We start from the raw sequence: 14,135 nt of genomic DNA on the forward strand, positions 1-14,135 counted from the left end.
AAACGAGGTAAAAGTCAGTAAAATTAAATGTTTTAGTTTAATCAGCAGACACTAATTATGCTCTGTCTGTCTGTCTGTCTGTCTGTCTGTCTGTCTGTCTGTCTGTCACGAGGCTGCCGTTTGTTTCAGCAAATGTCAAGAGTAAATCCCTATAAAATTCATATTGCTTTTGACGGGCTTCTATCTCTGCTGGCAGACCAATACTAAGGTCATTACAAATCTGTTCAAAATTATCAAGAACATCTGCATAGCGTTTCTGCACATCCAAAGAAGGAAGAGGAATTTCAATCTGCTCAATTGTATATACCGACCAGACAGAGCACACTGCACGGCGTTTTAGTGCATGGCTTCCGCCGATACAGTGCACGCTTTCCGGTCATCAGTGCATGATGCTTATTCGGGGATAGATATTCCGGCTTCTGTTAACTGAGCCTCAAGTATTTCTACCCGTTCTAGCAGATAACTGATTTCTTTCCAGTTGGAAGAACACAGTTCTTCTGCCTCCTGTAATGCAGCACATGCTACCTGGTAATCAACCCAGATATCACACTTGCTGCATGAACTGAAGGGACATTCTTTCATCATGAAATGCCTCCTTCCATTTTATATTTCAAGCCATGACGTTTTCTCATTGATACGTTTCCTTCAATGAGAACATCATACGCATTGTTTGTAATGCGGTCTATGATTGCCTCCGCTATAGGACTTCCTTCGTCGTACTCCGGATCAATGCGACCATACCATTCTTCATCATTGTACTGTGTACACAGAATCATGGAGCCTTTTGGACTGTTTACTCTTTTTTCAATGATTTCAAGAAGATCATATCTTTCCTGGGTAGACAGTTTCCGAATCAACCATTCATCAATGATGAGAAGCTCTGTCTTACAGTAAGCGTTGATTACCTTTCGGTAAGTGCCGTCCTGTTTGGAGAGTGATAACTCATCTAACAGTTCAGGCATTCTGATATATCTTACTGTTTTGAATTTACGGCACGCTGCATTACCCAAGGCGCATGCGATGTATGTTTTGCCGGAACCAGTGGCTCCTTTTAAGATGATATGGTGCCCTTCATTAATGTATTGGCAGGTTGAGAACCGAAGCATCTGTGCTTTATCAATCTTACGATCAGGAAGGTATTCGATATCTTCAATACATGCTGATGAAACAGAGAAAGCAGCTCTCTTGATAAGATTTTTTAACTTGTTTGCCTGACGCCTGTTCCATTCTGCATCGACCAGAAGTCCAAGGCGTTCTTCGAATCCTAATAGATTATAAGATTTCGAATCGTTTATCTGACTCTGAAATTCATCGGCCATGGCACTGCAGTTCAGTGCCTTCAGTTTCTCATAGGTAGATGCATGAATCATTCTGCTTCACCTCCGTTTCTGTATGCCGAAATACCACGGGTAATACCATTGCTTCTTTTACGACATGTTTGACCAGAGGATGAGGAATCAGATATCAACTTATCCTGTCCGTTTTTAAGGATTGTAATGATACTCCTTAATGATGGCTGAACCGTAACAGTCAGAAGCTTTTCACAAGCTCTTTCAATTCGACTGTCACCATATTTTTCAGTAGCCTTCATTAATCCAACACAATACTTGTACCCCTGTTCCGGTTCTTTTTCGGAATAGAGGAAGTGATTTACAGTTTTTAATGTATGCGCTCCAATGCCTTCAGCCCAATGAACAAACTCTTCCGGATTGTAGGAAAGATACTTCTGATGATTGAGCGGCATATGTTCCCTGATACAAATGGGATCCCTTTGAGGAGTGGTCCTCCTCACATGAGAAGCGACACGCCCACCATGATAGAAAACCTCTACTATAGCACTGGTTAAGCGAATATCCACCTGTTCTCCAATTAAATCAAATGGAACAGAGTATTTATTGATTCCATCACTTATGAGATAATCGTTTTGAACCTTTGCAGTGGACCAGACTGCTGGTTCATAAGGGGCTTTGGGAAGCGGCAGCATGAATTCTCTTTCTTCATCTTCGAAAGCAGATCGTCGGTTTCCAAGTCTCTTTTTGAATGGACGGAGATTGAGTTCCTCCAATTTCTCAGAAACTGCCGTTTTTGCTTCTTCAATAGAAAAGAAATGATAATTACGTAATGCTGCCAGAATCCATGTGGTTGCATACTTAACAGAGCCTTCTGCATTCGGTTTATCGTCCGGGTGCTTCACTCTGGCCGGTACGATTGCAGTATTATAATGGTCTGCCATTTCCTTGTAGGCTCTTGGAATCAAGGTGTCATAACGGGTATTTTTGGTAACGCCGGCTTTGAGATTATCCGGGATTAATAAGCGTGTGGATCCGCCAAAGTATGTATAGGCATGTACATGGCAGTTGATGAAGGTATCTGATTTCATGTTTGGGCAAAGTTCTGCGTATACATAAAGGCTACAGGGAAGCACAGCTACAAACAGATAGGCAGGTGATATTTCGCCTGTAACCTCATCGTAAATGTCGATAGTGCCACCAGCCCAGTCCACCTCCATTTCATCACCGGGTTTATGCTGGATACGCATTGTTGCTTTGGTAATACGAGCCCACTTACGATAGTTATCATTGAACTGCGTGCTCATATATGGCTTTTTGCCGGCAGCGCTGGCTTCCAGACAGTATTCTGTCCAAAGTAGTGTAAGGGTAACACCTTTCTTGGCGAGTTCCCTGTGAATTTTAGGATAATCGGGCATAAGCCGTTCCTCATTATCCTTATTGCGTCCCGGATAAAACAAATTTTCCAGAGACTGATTGGTGACATCGTCATCTAGCGGCCAGCAAACATGAAGATTTCCGGCTAGTGTCAGAACTTCAGAAACAGTGTTTCTGGAACTGTGTACACTGGATGCAATGTCCTTCTTGGTGTATCCGAGGTTATCAAGCCTCAGAATCTCTCGATAATCAACCATAGTTATCGAACCTCCTATAAATGATAGTCACACGCATGTGTGCCATCTTCATTATAGGACTAATCCATGTACATGCACTATGCAGCGGAAAGCGTGCACTGAAACACCGGAAAGTGTGCACTCGATGACCGTGCAGTATGCACTAATTCATCGGTATTTACATCAATTGATGGAACATTAGAATGAACCACCTTGCTCTTTACTTTTCCTTTGCTTTTCTGCTCTCTTGCCATTGTTGTATTTAAGACATGAGCCAAATACCTCGGATTCTGTTCATGCTTCATTACAACAATATCTCCACCCGCAAGACATTTATCATGTCCTACATATGCAATTGATTTAGCAATATCCTCTACGCTTTCGCCAGTTATAGCAAATAAGATATCTCCATATTCAAAATATTTAGGACTAGGGACATACTCCAATTTTGTGTGTGAAACACACTCTTCAAACCATGTATTGTATGTTGTATAAATCTCCCCATAACGAACACAAGGAATACCATCATCTGTTACTTGATCTCGTTTAATTCCAGCTCCACGGTATATTGATGTAGCAATGTCCTTAAGTGCAACCATAGGAATATTATCTTGTGGCTTTAATAGTTCATCACGATAATATGAATATTGCTTCTGACGAGCTGTAAGCTCGGCTGTAAGCTCGGCTGTAAGCTCGGCTGTAAGTAACGTGAAAGAGTCCAGCACGCGGACTATTTCACGTTGTACCTCCAACGGAGGTACTGCCAGCTTAATCCTCGCCATTACGTTACTCATAAGTTTGGGATTACCCATACCTTTATTAACATATTTAGGTGCTTCTATCTGCAAAGTATGATAAAGATATCTTGTCATAATATCTTCTTTATTTACCTTTAGCAGACCGCATACATTTGTTATGCTAAATCTTCCGTTTCTATAAAAGACAGATCCTGCATTAGCACCATCAGTTGTCCATGTTAAATACTCACCTTCATAGTCAAAACTAGATATTTTACCTAATTCGCCATTATTTTCTGTTTGAGATGAATACACAGGATAATCGCCCTCGTTCGCCTGAATATAATCTTTAGACATTACTCGACCACGAGATATATCACATATTTCATCTACTCTTTTATACTCAATGCCATTTGGACACAACTCGGCTAACAATTTTTCTATTTTACTCATTAGCCACCTCTATTTCTGCAATTATCAAATCAATCGCTTTTCTCAACTCATCTTCTCTTTGAACAATCTGTTGTATTTCACTATTCAATTTTTTTATATCTATTTTTTCTCTTGTATCTTCTGCTTCAACATATGTTGATACGGTAAGATTATAATCATTTTCAGCCATTTCTTCATAAGATGCCAAATATGAAAAATGTTTTGTATTTTCTCTGCTAATGTATGCATCTACGATTTTCTGGATATTTTCTTCTGTTAACTTATTATTATTTGTAACCTTAATACATTCATTTGTAGCATCAATAAAGAGTACTTTATTATCTGCCTTACCCTTTTTCATAACCATGATGCAAGTTGCAATTGACGTACCAAAGAAAAGATTGGCAGGCAACTGAATAATGCAATCAACATAGTTATTCTCTACAAGATACTTTCTAATTTTCTGTTCTGCACCACCACGATACATAATACCAGGGAAACATACTATTGCTGCTGTTCCGTTTGGAGCAAGCCATGAAAGGCTGTGCATAATAAAAGCTAAATCTGCCTTACTCTTAGGTGCAAGAACTCCGGCAGGTGCAAATCTTGGATCATTGATGAGAAGTGGGTTATCGTCACCTTCCCATTTGATTGAGTAAGGTGGATTTGAAACAATAAGTTCAAATGGCTCATCATCCCAATGCTGTGGATTAGTAAGTGTGTCTTCGCACTCAATATCAAATTTATCAAATCCAATATCATGCAGAAACATATTAATACGGCATAAGTTATATGTAGTAATATTAATTTCCTGCCCAAAGAAACCATTCATAACTGCTTCTTTGCCTAATACCTTCTCTGCCTTAAGAAGTAGTGAACCAGAACCACATGCAGGGTCATACACCTTATTAACTGTTTTCTTTCCTACAGTTCCAAGTCTAGTAAGTAACTCTGATACATCTGCTGGGGTAAAGAACTCTCCACCAGACTTACCTGCATTGGATGCATACATTGTCATCAAATATTCATATGCGTCACCAAAGGCATCAATGTCATGGTCTTTAACAGAGCCGAGATTCATTGCACCAACTCCATCAAGCAGTTTCACGAGACGTTCATTTCTCTTTGCAACAGTACTGCCCAATTTATTACTATTCACATCAAAGTCATCGAACAATCCTGCAAAGCTACCTTCTGACTGACTTCCCTTTGCCGACTCTTCGATATTTCTAAATACTCTCTCTAATGTTTCATTCAAATTCTCATCCGATGCAGCCTTAACTCTTACATTGCAAAACAACTCGCTTGGAAGAATAAAAAATCCCTTTTCTTCGACAAGTCCTTCACGAGCCTCCTCAGCTTCTGCATCAGACATCTTTGCATAATCAAATTCTGTGTTTCCCGCTTCAATTTCTCCACTGTTTACATACGCAGTAAGGTTCTCTGAAATATATCTGTAGAACATTGTACCAAGTACATAGTTCTTAAAATCCCAACCATCAACTGCTCCACGAAGTTCATCTGCAATTGCCCATATAGCACGATGAAGTTCGTCTCTTTCCTGCTCCTTCTTTGTATCTATCATTGCCATCCTCCATTCAGCCAATTACGGCCATTGTATTTTCTGGTAATTATATCCTACAGCATTTAGTGTCCATTTTTACGGACTTGCTTTATCTGTCTATTCACAAATTATTGTTAACCATAGTGTTTCCACAACCTATGCTTTTAACAATAGTGTTTCTACAACCTACCCCTTTAACAATAGTGTATTCACAACCTACCCCCATATCAAAAGTGTAGCCACAACCCTACCATTTTTTCTCTGTGGATAGGTTTCCATCAACATCTTTTCTCCCGGCATTAAGCAGCACTCAAAAATACTACCTTTGGTCTTAAAACCCTTTATTCGAGGAAGCAGAAATGCTTGCTTGCAAGGGCATTTCTGTGACGAGACAATTGACTTGGTCAATTGTATAAGCCTTTTGACGGCTATCCCTATTTTACCCTTGACATCAACACGACTGTCTCCACATGCGATTTTTTAACTCCCAAATTTTCTACAACCAAATCTATTTCTTCTCCAGTAAATTTGATAACCATAGACTTTGGATATAACTTACCATTTTCACTATTTCTTTCAAGTCTGATTTCATCTACAAAATGTTGTATCAGTTCATTTTGCAAATCCTTACTTGCACTCTGAAATACTACTGCAAAATTTTCGATTGCATACTGAATTTTCTCCATGGTAAGACTATTATTCTTTGCAGCAATCAAAGCATTTTCTTTTGCCAGTAACTTTTCCTGTATGGCACTGCTTTCTTCTGCAATCCTGTTGATTGCATCAAGTATTCTATCCTCTTTGATGTTTCTGTATTTTTCATCATATCCTATTTTCTCTAAAATAGAATATTGCTGATTTTCCCTTGCCTGTAACTTTTCTAATTGCTTTTTACAGTCTGCTATTTCCTTTTCTATACTGGATATATCTACCTGCTTTTCAAGTTGCTCCTTAACAGCCAGCATAAACTCCTTTTTCTGAATATATGCATGCAAAGTCTCAATGACAGGAATATCAACCCTATCTGTTTTTACTGCATTTTTATGACAACAGCCTTTATGATTGTTGTTATATCCACAAACATAACTATGATAATATTTCATTTCTCCATGTTTGTTTCTATGCCCTCCTGTCTTTGTTGCAATCATACGACTGCCACATTCAGGGCAGATAATAAGTTGAGACAACAGATTTTTCACTTCGCATTTCTTACTCTTATCTCGCTTGTGTTTGTTTGCCATACGCTTTCTTTTTTCCTGCACCATGCTCCACTTTTGTTCTTCAATAATCGGCTCATGCAAACCATCCACTAGGGTGTATGTTTCATTATGTACTCTCTTTTTTGTTCCATCCTCCTGTTTTACTATGGTATCTTTACCATAGACAAGTTTCCCTATATACACAGGATTGTCTAAAATTCTTTTGACGGCTGAATTGTCCCAATGCTCCTGTGGTGGAATAATACTCTTGTCTTTCAATGATTTTTTAGGTACTTTCCTAGGCTCAATCCCTTCCTCATTTAAACGGCACACAATACCTGTATAGCCAATTTTATCATCTGACAAGAATAAGTCATAAATGTATTCTACCACTTTTTTCTCCTCGGGTACAACGACTAATCTCTTATTATCAAGTTTATACCCATACGGGGCTTGTCCCCCATTCCATCCACCTTGCAAAGCATTGTATTTTTTACCATTTTTAGTCTGCTCAATGATATTCTCCCTCTCCATCTCGGCAACAATAGACAGAATTTTGATAACCAAATCGCCTGTTAATTCTTCACTGCTCAATGACTCCTTGGTAGCAATAAGATTTACTCCACATTTCTTCAGTGTTTCCAATGCATTCAGCGTATCACAGGCATTTCTGCCAAAACGTGACAGTTTCCATACAATGACATAATCAACCTCTCTCTTTTCTTTAACATCCTTCATCATTTTTTGAAATTGTTCCCTGCCTTGAATACTTGTACCACTTACACCTGCATCTTCATATTTTCTGACAATTTCAATTCCTTTGTAGTCACAATAGCTCTCAATTTCTTTGAGCTGACCTTCCAAAGAAAAGCCATCCACTTGGATGGCAGTACTCACTCTTGTATATACATACGCTTTCTTTTTCATTAATCCTGTTCCTCCTCTTTATTTGCATAATATCCACTTATCATTTTTGACAACACATTCACAAATTCTGTTGCTTCATCAGAACATATGTTCTTTTTCTTTGTTTCAATACATACGCTACCTACTTCTTTTTCTACGCTATTCATGGTAAATAGTACCTCTCTTTTCAATTATTTACCACAAATAAAAAAATGCTCTTTTACTACGTTTTACTCCTTATTCAACTGTTTTTTATCAATCATATAATGATTCCTATTTATTCAAATTGTACCGTTGGTAACATCTTCGTTTATTAACTCTTCGTACATATTGCAAAACATACAGCAAATAGAAAAGAATGGTTCATGTAATCTTTTCACACAAACCATTCTCTTTATTGTTACACCTATTCCCTATGCCCCCTCTTTCACTTGTTCAATGACTCCAACACCCTCACATACTGCAATCCGGTTTTTATCCAGTTTAACACCTGCAACAGGAACACCTATTTCAATCAACATACGCAGTTTACTTTCTTCATAAGTGACACGGGCATGTCGTGCATTGACTGTTTCATAAACTCTTTTGCCATTCTCAACAAATACAGCTACTACAACAAGTGCGATGTTCATATCACAGTCAGAATTTTCATTGAGCCATGACAAGTTATTCACGCCACTTTTTAACTGCAAGTTGCACATATTGAAGCCGTCAACATCAAGCACCAGTTTATCTTCTTCATTCTCTGTAACAAGTGCAAAGCCGTAAACTCGCTCGCCACGTTTCAGCTTATCAACAATCTGTTTCTCACTCATTCCGATGAAGCCCTTGCTTTTGCTGTCAAAGCAATCATAGCCTACCAGACGCTGACCCAAATAATTACCATTTGTTAAATACATACACATAATGAATACCTCGTCTTTCCGTGCCACAGCACTAACTTTTATTTATCTTACATACTCATATTAACGCTGTCCGCACCAATAAGGCTATTGACGGAGTGCAAGGGATTTTATTCTAAAAATCATTGTGTAATTGTGGAGTTTGTAGCGTACTGCAAATGGACCTATCCGCTGTTCAGAATGTTTGAAAGCAAAAGAATTATTGTAAATGATTTTCTTTTCGTTTTGCGTGTTCCTTACGATAGGAACATATACGTTCCATTGCTCTGCTCTCTTTGATGTTCTTTTCTCAATTCATTTCTTTTTTACAACACCACCCACAAAATTTTATTGAAATCCATAAACCCACATTTTTCACTCACAATAAATTTTCCTTCCAAACCCTATATTTTTCTTTCTCAACCCACACATTTTCCCCTTATTTCAAACAAATTTTAACCCAAACCAAAAACCTTGTTTGTATTGACCATATTTTTCAGTACATTTGAATTCACTTTTCTACATCTTTTCAGTACAAATTTTCCACATTTTTATTTCAGTACATTTTGCTCCAGTCAGCCATTAGTGATACAATTCCATATTTTCATTTTTTCAGAAATAATTGAAAAATACGCTCCTAACTGACTTCCCACTAGTCCCTAAAAATGTAGCAATTTTATGTTGCTTACAAAAAAATAAAAGCACTACCGCAATGGTAATGCTCTTACATTGATAATATTGCTTATCTTCTTAACGCTCTGCGTAAACGCTTTTTGTATGCGTTCTCTACCTCATCAAAAAAGTCAACGTCTGCTCTCCAATCGCCATCAATCGGCAACTCTGCCATAAGTACAGTTCTTGGGTGTCCGTCTGGATAAATCATAACCAAACCCATAATGTTGTTCTCCCTTGCACTCTTGAATGATATTCCCATAATATGTGCCTCCTTAAATATTGCTTGTATGATGTTTTTTCTTACAAAAAACATATATCTTATCTAAGAATGATGTATATTAAAAGGACAGCAACTGCAAAAGAAGCCACTACAACAACATCATGTTGTAATGGCTTCAAATATGAAACTACTGTGCTTAGTCCTCACTATAAACTCCTAAGAGTGCTTGCCTTTGTTCATATGTTATATCCCATACAGTATCTACATTAATATCAGGATTATTAGCGTTATCAAGCAGAAATTGACCCAATACTCCCCCCGATTCCCTATCTTCATATATACTGCCTGTTGGAAGTATCATACCATCATAATATACAATTCCCGTATTTATATCATAATAAGCTTTGTATCCTTTGTCTGTATATACCTCTTTCAAGTTGTCCCAACTATAACCTGTTGACAAAGCACAGAAACCAAGGTCGCTAAAATCTGTGCCTTTTCTTCCATAAAGTGTAGTACCATAATCTGATGGATTAAAGTACATACAAAACGCATCCCACGCTTGCTGGTGGTCTGTACGACTGTCCGGATAACCCTCACGTTCTACTACACCAAATTTAGGCATTGGTGCTAATGTTTCTGCCATCATTTCCCATTCATCGCCGTATTCTTCTTTCAGTTCTTCAACATCTATTGACGCATACCATTCATTGTATGCCTCCTCTACCAATCTTGCCGTCTCTGCCGGATAAATTGTTCCATAATATTCTGTTTCAACACTCTCCGGCAACGTTGTTTTCATTTCTTCCTGTGTCTCTATTTCTTCTACATTAACCGCTGATTCCTCAACTTCCGTCTCTTGCGTTTCTTGCATTTCTACTTCTTCCTTCTCCGTTGTCTGCTTTGTCGCAGTTTCTTCTAATTGCTCTGTTGTATTCTCTGTTCCACATGCTATTGCAGAAACAGAAATTGCTAAACATAACATTGTTACCAGTACTTTTCTTTTCATAAATTTTTCTCCTTTTCCTACGGTATAAAATACATCCACTTATACCATTATAATACTAACTATGTTTCTTTACAATCCTTAAAGTGTTTTTACGTTACTCCTATTGTGTCGTTTGCATATCTACAATAAGTGTAGGAGGATAACACAATGATTAAAGATTTATCAATCAAGCTGAAAGAATTAAGAATGTCACATAACCTCTCCCAAGCTGATGTTGCTAAAAAGCTAGGGATATCCCCCTCAATCGTTAGCGGTTATGAAACCGGGGAGAGAACGCCCAGTACTGAAAATCTGCTTGCTCTCTCCTACCTTTATAAATGCAGTACCGATTATCTACTAGGAAAATCAAATGACAAACCATCTGTTGTACTCGATACTGACGGCTTAACCCCCGAACAAATACAAGCGTTACAAACACTTATTAAAACAATGAAGCATGAGTAAACCACATTACCCATGCTCTTTTACTTCTTCCCCTATTTGTAGCACTATCCTATCCACAATGTTCTTTGTATCATTTACACAGTATGCGACACATTCCATACAGTCAACCGCCTGTTGCTCTATGCTCTCTTGTTGCATACCTAAGCAGAGGGACTTTATCATATTGTTGAGCTGTCCCAATCGCAATGACACATTTTCAAGTGCATCCACACATACCCTGCGTTCCACTTTTTCTTCCATAAGCAATCCTCCTTCTTTTCTTAATGTTCGGAAATGATAACGCTGTGGTAACATTAAGTCAATGCATTTTTTCTATGTAGTTCTATCATATTACAGGAAAGGGAGAGTACACTCTATTTTGGGGTGTTGGTATGTATATATTATTTTCATGTCCGCATTTCTGTCACACACTTTTTTCACTTATCATTGAAATGAAAAGAATGGTTGCAAAATAACTGACCATCTGTAGAATTTTCCAAAATAGCTGACTTATTATTTTATTTCCTATGTTTTTTTATCACATTATAAACCGTAGACTTGGAACATTTCATGCAGTCCACTATCTCCTTGACCGCCATACCGCTATCATACCATTGCAATATTTCCTTTTCATTACAGCTATCTTTACTTGCTAATAATGCACCCTTATTCAGTCTTCCACGCTCGTCTCTGTGAATATTATGTTTTTTATCCCATTCCTTCTTGCGTTCCTGTTCTTTTTCCTTGTGTTGTTTCTCAATCTCCCTGTCAACCCATTCCTCGTCTATGTAATCGTACTGTTCCTCATAGTCTGCAAAAATATCGCTGTCCTTAATTTCCACCATCCATGCTCCCCTTTCATGCTATTAAAAACAATGCCTACCATACATACTCAAAATCACAAAAATTCCCAAACAATAGGACACCACACCCATGTAACCTTTTATGCACTGCAATTTTATCAACCAGTACCCTACACTTTTCCTCGGCTTGCCTATTTCTTTTTTCTTTGCTCCCTGCAATTTTCACACACAGCCATGAATTAACCAACCACACATTTATTTTTTTTAATTATGTCAGTAATATTACAATGTCCTTTTTCATGCCTACCTTCTTAAAAAAGTCCAAAAAAATAACACACGCTGAAACGTGTGTTACATGTTATAATTTGCTTTTTATGTTTCGTTCTTTTCCTTTTCGCCCACTTTTCTATAAAATGTACTCCTGCTTATTCCCATAAGTTTACAAGCAGAAACCGCTGTTATCTCTCCAGCTTTCCATGACTGATATATTTTATCAAAATCAGCAATCTCAATTGGCTTACGCCCCTTATATTTTCCTTCACGTTTTGCAATCTCTATTCCCTCGGCTTGTCGTTCCAGTATGTTTGCCCGCTCCAATTCTGCCAATGCACCGCACACCACAAGAAAGAACTTTCCCATCGGACTGTCTGTGTCAATATTTTCTTTTTGGCTCACAAACTTTACTTTTTTGTCAGACAGTTTTTCCAACAAGTCAAGCAAATCCTTTGTACTGCGTGCAAATCGTGAAATACTCTCCACAATCACACAGTCCCCCTCTCTTACAAAGTCCATCATCTTTTTTAGCTGTGGTCGGTCTGTGTTTTTACCGCTTACCTTATCAATATATAATGTTTCCACCCCATACTGCTCCATGAGTACCTCTTGTCTCATGGTGTTTTGTTGCTCTGTTGATACCCGTACATATCCAATATTCATTGTTTCCACTCCATTTCTTTTATTATTGAAATGAAACAATGTATCTAATTTTTCTGTTTCTTTAGAGTATACCCTATCCATACAAAACACTATTTCTCAAAAGTGTTCCAATAAAACACAAAAGGATATAAAGAAACATATTTTTATACATGTTTCATTTATATCCTATATATTTTGATGCACTTATACACGCACTTACCAATAAAACCGATATGCCCTAACACATAAACAAACTTTGCTTTCCGTTCAATCGCGGTAACTTTGGTAACTTGGTAACGTTTTCAAAATGCTATGTACTTCTGATAATAAGTATACCAAATTCATCCGATATGTCAATAATTGTACCAAAGCACCTCTGTCCTCTTATTGTCCTTTATACTTCCCACGCTTGTATGCGTATCGTAGTAATACTTTTTCCATCCCTTATCTTCACTCAATACTGACAGATAAGGTTCAACTTCATAATTTGACAATATAATTTTTGCCTTTGCATTTTGTATGATATCTGCCAACCGCTTATGTTCTTCATATCCAAAAGAACGATTATAAATACCACTTCCCAAATCCTTATTCGCATCCTCGGGTTTTAAATAACTCGGGTCAAGATACATCATAACATTTTCATACTGGCAGTAATTTTCTATAAGATTGAGGGCATCCACCTGTGTCACTACCACACCCTCAAACCGCTGTGCAATATCCTTTAAGTTCTGCAAATACGAATAGTACTTATCTTTTGAACTGTTCTTTGCCGAACTGTAATCTAACCCCATGCCATCCCTTGACAGATAATATGTTAGGAATGTTGCAACCGCCATCTGAACAGGGTCTTTGTCCTGTTCCTCACCATTTGATACTCGTGTATCGGATGTATATTCAGCAATTTTATTTAATGCACGCTCATGGCAAAACTTATGCTGAAATTTTTGTTTATTACGAATTTTACTATCGGCATTTTGCTTTTTCCACTCTATTTCAAAAAGTGATTTTGCATTGTCATATTCTTCTTGGTATTCCTCTTTGACGATATCCCAGTATTGACAGTACAGTATAAAAAAATCATGAAATGTCTGCATATCTTGAATATCCTTAATCACATTGGTACTTATTATCTGACCTGCGATATCCACAATACTTTGGTATTCTTTTTGACTGACCGCCTTATGCAGTTTCTTTAATTCCTGTGACTGATACTTTTTCCAACACTTCCAAACAAATTTTTGAAACTGTTGCTGTAAGTTGTCCGTAAGTTCCTGTTCATGCTCCTGCTTGTAGCTTTTCATTTGATAAAAAAGTTCTTCGTCTGGTGTCAATTTTATCAATGTATTAAGAACAGTTTGAGATAACTCTCTATTTCCCAATGTCTCAAAGAATGTAGTCAGTCCATATCCAAAATCATTATAAATTTCCTGTGCGTGTCTTGGCTTATTTAACAGTACACGGCAAGC

16 protein-coding genes are annotated in these 14,135 nt (G+C 37.7%); 1 reads left to right on the top strand and 15 read right to left on the bottom strand.

What is annotated here, in order from left to right; genetic code table 11:
- Positions 1–55: 55 nt before the first annotated feature.
- From ASU35_RS15225 to ASU35_RS15270, 11 genes are all read right to left on the bottom strand, one after another.
- A complete protein-coding gene (locus tag ASU35_RS15225) occupies positions 56–367 on the bottom strand; it encodes a restriction endonuclease subunit S (RefSeq protein WP_058353837.1) in 312 nt (103 codons plus the stop codon).
- A 26-nt stretch (positions 368–393) separates the two neighbouring features.
- On the bottom strand, positions 394–585 hold the full coding sequence (locus ASU35_RS15230; RefSeq protein ID WP_058353838.1) for a mobility-associated LCxxNW protein: 192 nt from the start codon (positions 583–585) through the stop codon (positions 394–396).
- The gene (locus ASU35_RS15235; RefSeq protein WP_058353839.1) at positions 582–1,370 is read right to left on the bottom strand and encodes an ATP-binding protein; all 789 of its coding nucleotides are present in this window, start codon (positions 1,368–1,370) and stop codon (positions 582–584) included. Before ASU35_RS15235 ends, ASU35_RS15230 begins: the two co-directional genes overlap by 4 nt.
- Positions 1,367–2,923 (bottom strand): IS21 family transposase, encoded by a 1,557-nt coding sequence (gene istA, locus ASU35_RS15240; protein WP_058353840.1) that lies wholly within the window; start codon positions 2,921–2,923, stop codon positions 1,367–1,369. Before istA ends, ASU35_RS15235 begins: the two co-directional genes overlap by 4 nt.
- Positions 2,924–3,000: 77 nt before the next feature.
- Complete coding sequence (locus ASU35_RS15245) at positions 3,001–4,092, bottom strand: restriction endonuclease subunit S (RefSeq protein WP_058353841.1); 1,092 nt, start codon at positions 4,090–4,092, stop codon at positions 3,001–3,003.
- A complete protein-coding gene (locus ASU35_RS15250; RefSeq protein ID WP_058353842.1) occupies positions 4,085–5,656 on the bottom strand; it encodes a type I restriction-modification system subunit M in 1,572 nt (523 codons plus the stop codon). Before ASU35_RS15250 ends, ASU35_RS15245 begins: the two co-directional genes overlap by 8 nt.
- Positions 5,657–6,069: 413 nt before the next feature.
- Positions 6,070–7,761, bottom strand: coding sequence for a recombinase family protein (locus ASU35_RS15255; protein ID WP_058353843.1), 1,692 nt, complete (start codon positions 7,759–7,761; stop codon positions 6,070–6,072).
- Positions 7,761–7,907, bottom strand: coding sequence for a hypothetical protein (locus tag ASU35_RS19425; RefSeq protein WP_156059448.1), 147 nt, complete (start codon positions 7,905–7,907; stop codon positions 7,761–7,763). The genes ASU35_RS15255 and ASU35_RS19425 overlap by 1 nt, the downstream gene beginning before the upstream one ends.
- A gap of 246 nt (positions 7,908–8,153) precedes the next feature.
- Complete coding sequence (locus ASU35_RS15260) at positions 8,154–8,645, bottom strand: hypothetical protein (RefSeq protein ID WP_058353844.1); 492 nt, start codon at positions 8,643–8,645, stop codon at positions 8,154–8,156.
- Positions 8,646–9,363: 718 nt separating this feature from the next.
- Positions 9,364–9,555: a hypothetical protein gene (locus ASU35_RS15265; protein WP_058353845.1), complete on the bottom strand. Its 192-nt coding sequence runs from the start codon at positions 9,553–9,555 to the stop codon at positions 9,364–9,366.
- Between the two features lie 157 nt (positions 9,556–9,712).
- Positions 9,713–10,525 (bottom strand): hypothetical protein, encoded by an 813-nt coding sequence (locus tag ASU35_RS15270; protein ID WP_058353846.1) that lies wholly within the window; start codon positions 10,523–10,525, stop codon positions 9,713–9,715.
- Positions 10,526–10,672: 147 nt separating this feature from the next.
- Here ASU35_RS15270 and ASU35_RS15275 point away from each other — a divergent pair, with 147 nt between their 5' ends.
- Complete coding sequence (locus ASU35_RS15275; RefSeq protein WP_058353847.1) at positions 10,673–10,969, top strand: helix-turn-helix domain-containing protein; 297 nt, start codon at positions 10,673–10,675, stop codon at positions 10,967–10,969.
- A gap of 6 nt (positions 10,970–10,975) precedes the next feature.
- Here ASU35_RS15275 and ASU35_RS15280 read toward each other — a convergent pair whose 3' ends face one another.
- The 4 genes from ASU35_RS15280 to ASU35_RS19770 all read right to left on the bottom strand — a co-directional run.
- Positions 10,976–11,209 (bottom strand): hypothetical protein, encoded by a 234-nt coding sequence (locus ASU35_RS15280; RefSeq protein ID WP_058353848.1) that lies wholly within the window; start codon positions 11,207–11,209, stop codon positions 10,976–10,978.
- 257 nt (positions 11,210–11,466) lie between these two features.
- Entirely contained in the window at positions 11,467–11,793 is a 327-nt protein-coding gene (locus ASU35_RS15285) for a helix-turn-helix domain-containing protein (RefSeq protein WP_058353849.1), read from the bottom strand.
- A gap of 330 nt (positions 11,794–12,123) precedes the next feature.
- Positions 12,124–12,687: a recombinase family protein gene (locus ASU35_RS15290; protein ID WP_058353850.1), complete on the bottom strand. Its 564-nt coding sequence runs from the start codon at positions 12,685–12,687 to the stop codon at positions 12,124–12,126.
- A 332-nt stretch (positions 12,688–13,019) separates the two neighbouring features.
- On the bottom strand, positions 13,020–14,135 hold a 1,116-nt coding region (locus ASU35_RS19770; protein ID WP_207644142.1), incomplete at its 5' end, for a DNA adenine methylase.

The sequence above is a fragment of the Acetivibrio ethanolgignens genome (assembly GCF_001461035.1).
GTDB classification, from domain to species: domain Bacteria; phylum Bacillota; class Clostridia; order Lachnospirales; family Lachnospiraceae; genus Velocimicrobium; species Velocimicrobium ethanolgignens.

Coding starts and splice junctions, on each gene's coding strand:
- ASU35_RS15230 (WP_058353838.1), bottom strand. CDS start 585: ATGATGAAAGAATGTCCCTTCAGTTCATGCAGCAAGTGTGATATCTGG.
- ASU35_RS15235 (WP_058353839.1), bottom strand. CDS start 1,370: ATGATTCATGCATCTACCTATGAGAAACTGAAGGCACTGAACTGCAGT.
- istA (WP_058353840.1), bottom strand. CDS start 2,923: ATGGTTGATTATCGAGAGATTCTGAGGCTTGATAACCTCGGATACACC.
- ASU35_RS15245 (WP_058353841.1), bottom strand. CDS start 4,092: ATGAGTAAAATAGAAAAATTGTTAGCCGAGTTGTGTCCAAATGGCATT.
- ASU35_RS15250 (WP_058353842.1), bottom strand. CDS start 5,656: ATGATAGATACAAAGAAGGAGCAGGAAAGAGACGAACTTCATCGTGCT.
- ASU35_RS15255 (WP_058353843.1), bottom strand. CDS start 7,761: ATGAAAAAGAAAGCGTATGTATATACAAGAGTGAGTACTGCCATCCAA.
- ASU35_RS19425 (WP_156059448.1), bottom strand. CDS start 7,907: ATGAATAGCGTAGAAAAAGAAGTAGGTAGCGTATGTATTGAAACAAAG.
- ASU35_RS15260 (WP_058353844.1), bottom strand. CDS start 8,645: ATGTGTATGTATTTAACAAATGGTAATTATTTGGGTCAGCGTCTGGTA.
- ASU35_RS15265 (WP_058353845.1), bottom strand. CDS start 9,555: ATGGGAATATCATTCAAGAGTGCAAGGGAGAACAACATTATGGGTTTG.
- ASU35_RS15270 (WP_058353846.1), bottom strand. CDS start 10,525: ATGAAAAGAAAAGTACTGGTAACAATGTTATGTTTAGCAATTTCTGTT.
- ASU35_RS15275 (WP_058353847.1), top strand. CDS start 10,673: ATGATTAAAGATTTATCAATCAAGCTGAAAGAATTAAGAATGTCACAT.
- ASU35_RS15280 (WP_058353848.1), bottom strand. CDS start 11,209: ATGGAAGAAAAAGTGGAACGCAGGGTATGTGTGGATGCACTTGAAAAT.
- ASU35_RS15285 (WP_058353849.1), bottom strand. CDS start 11,793: ATGGTGGAAATTAAGGACAGCGATATTTTTGCAGACTATGAGGAACAG.
- ASU35_RS15290 (WP_058353850.1), bottom strand. CDS start 12,687: ATGAATATTGGATATGTACGGGTATCAACAGAGCAACAAAACACCATG.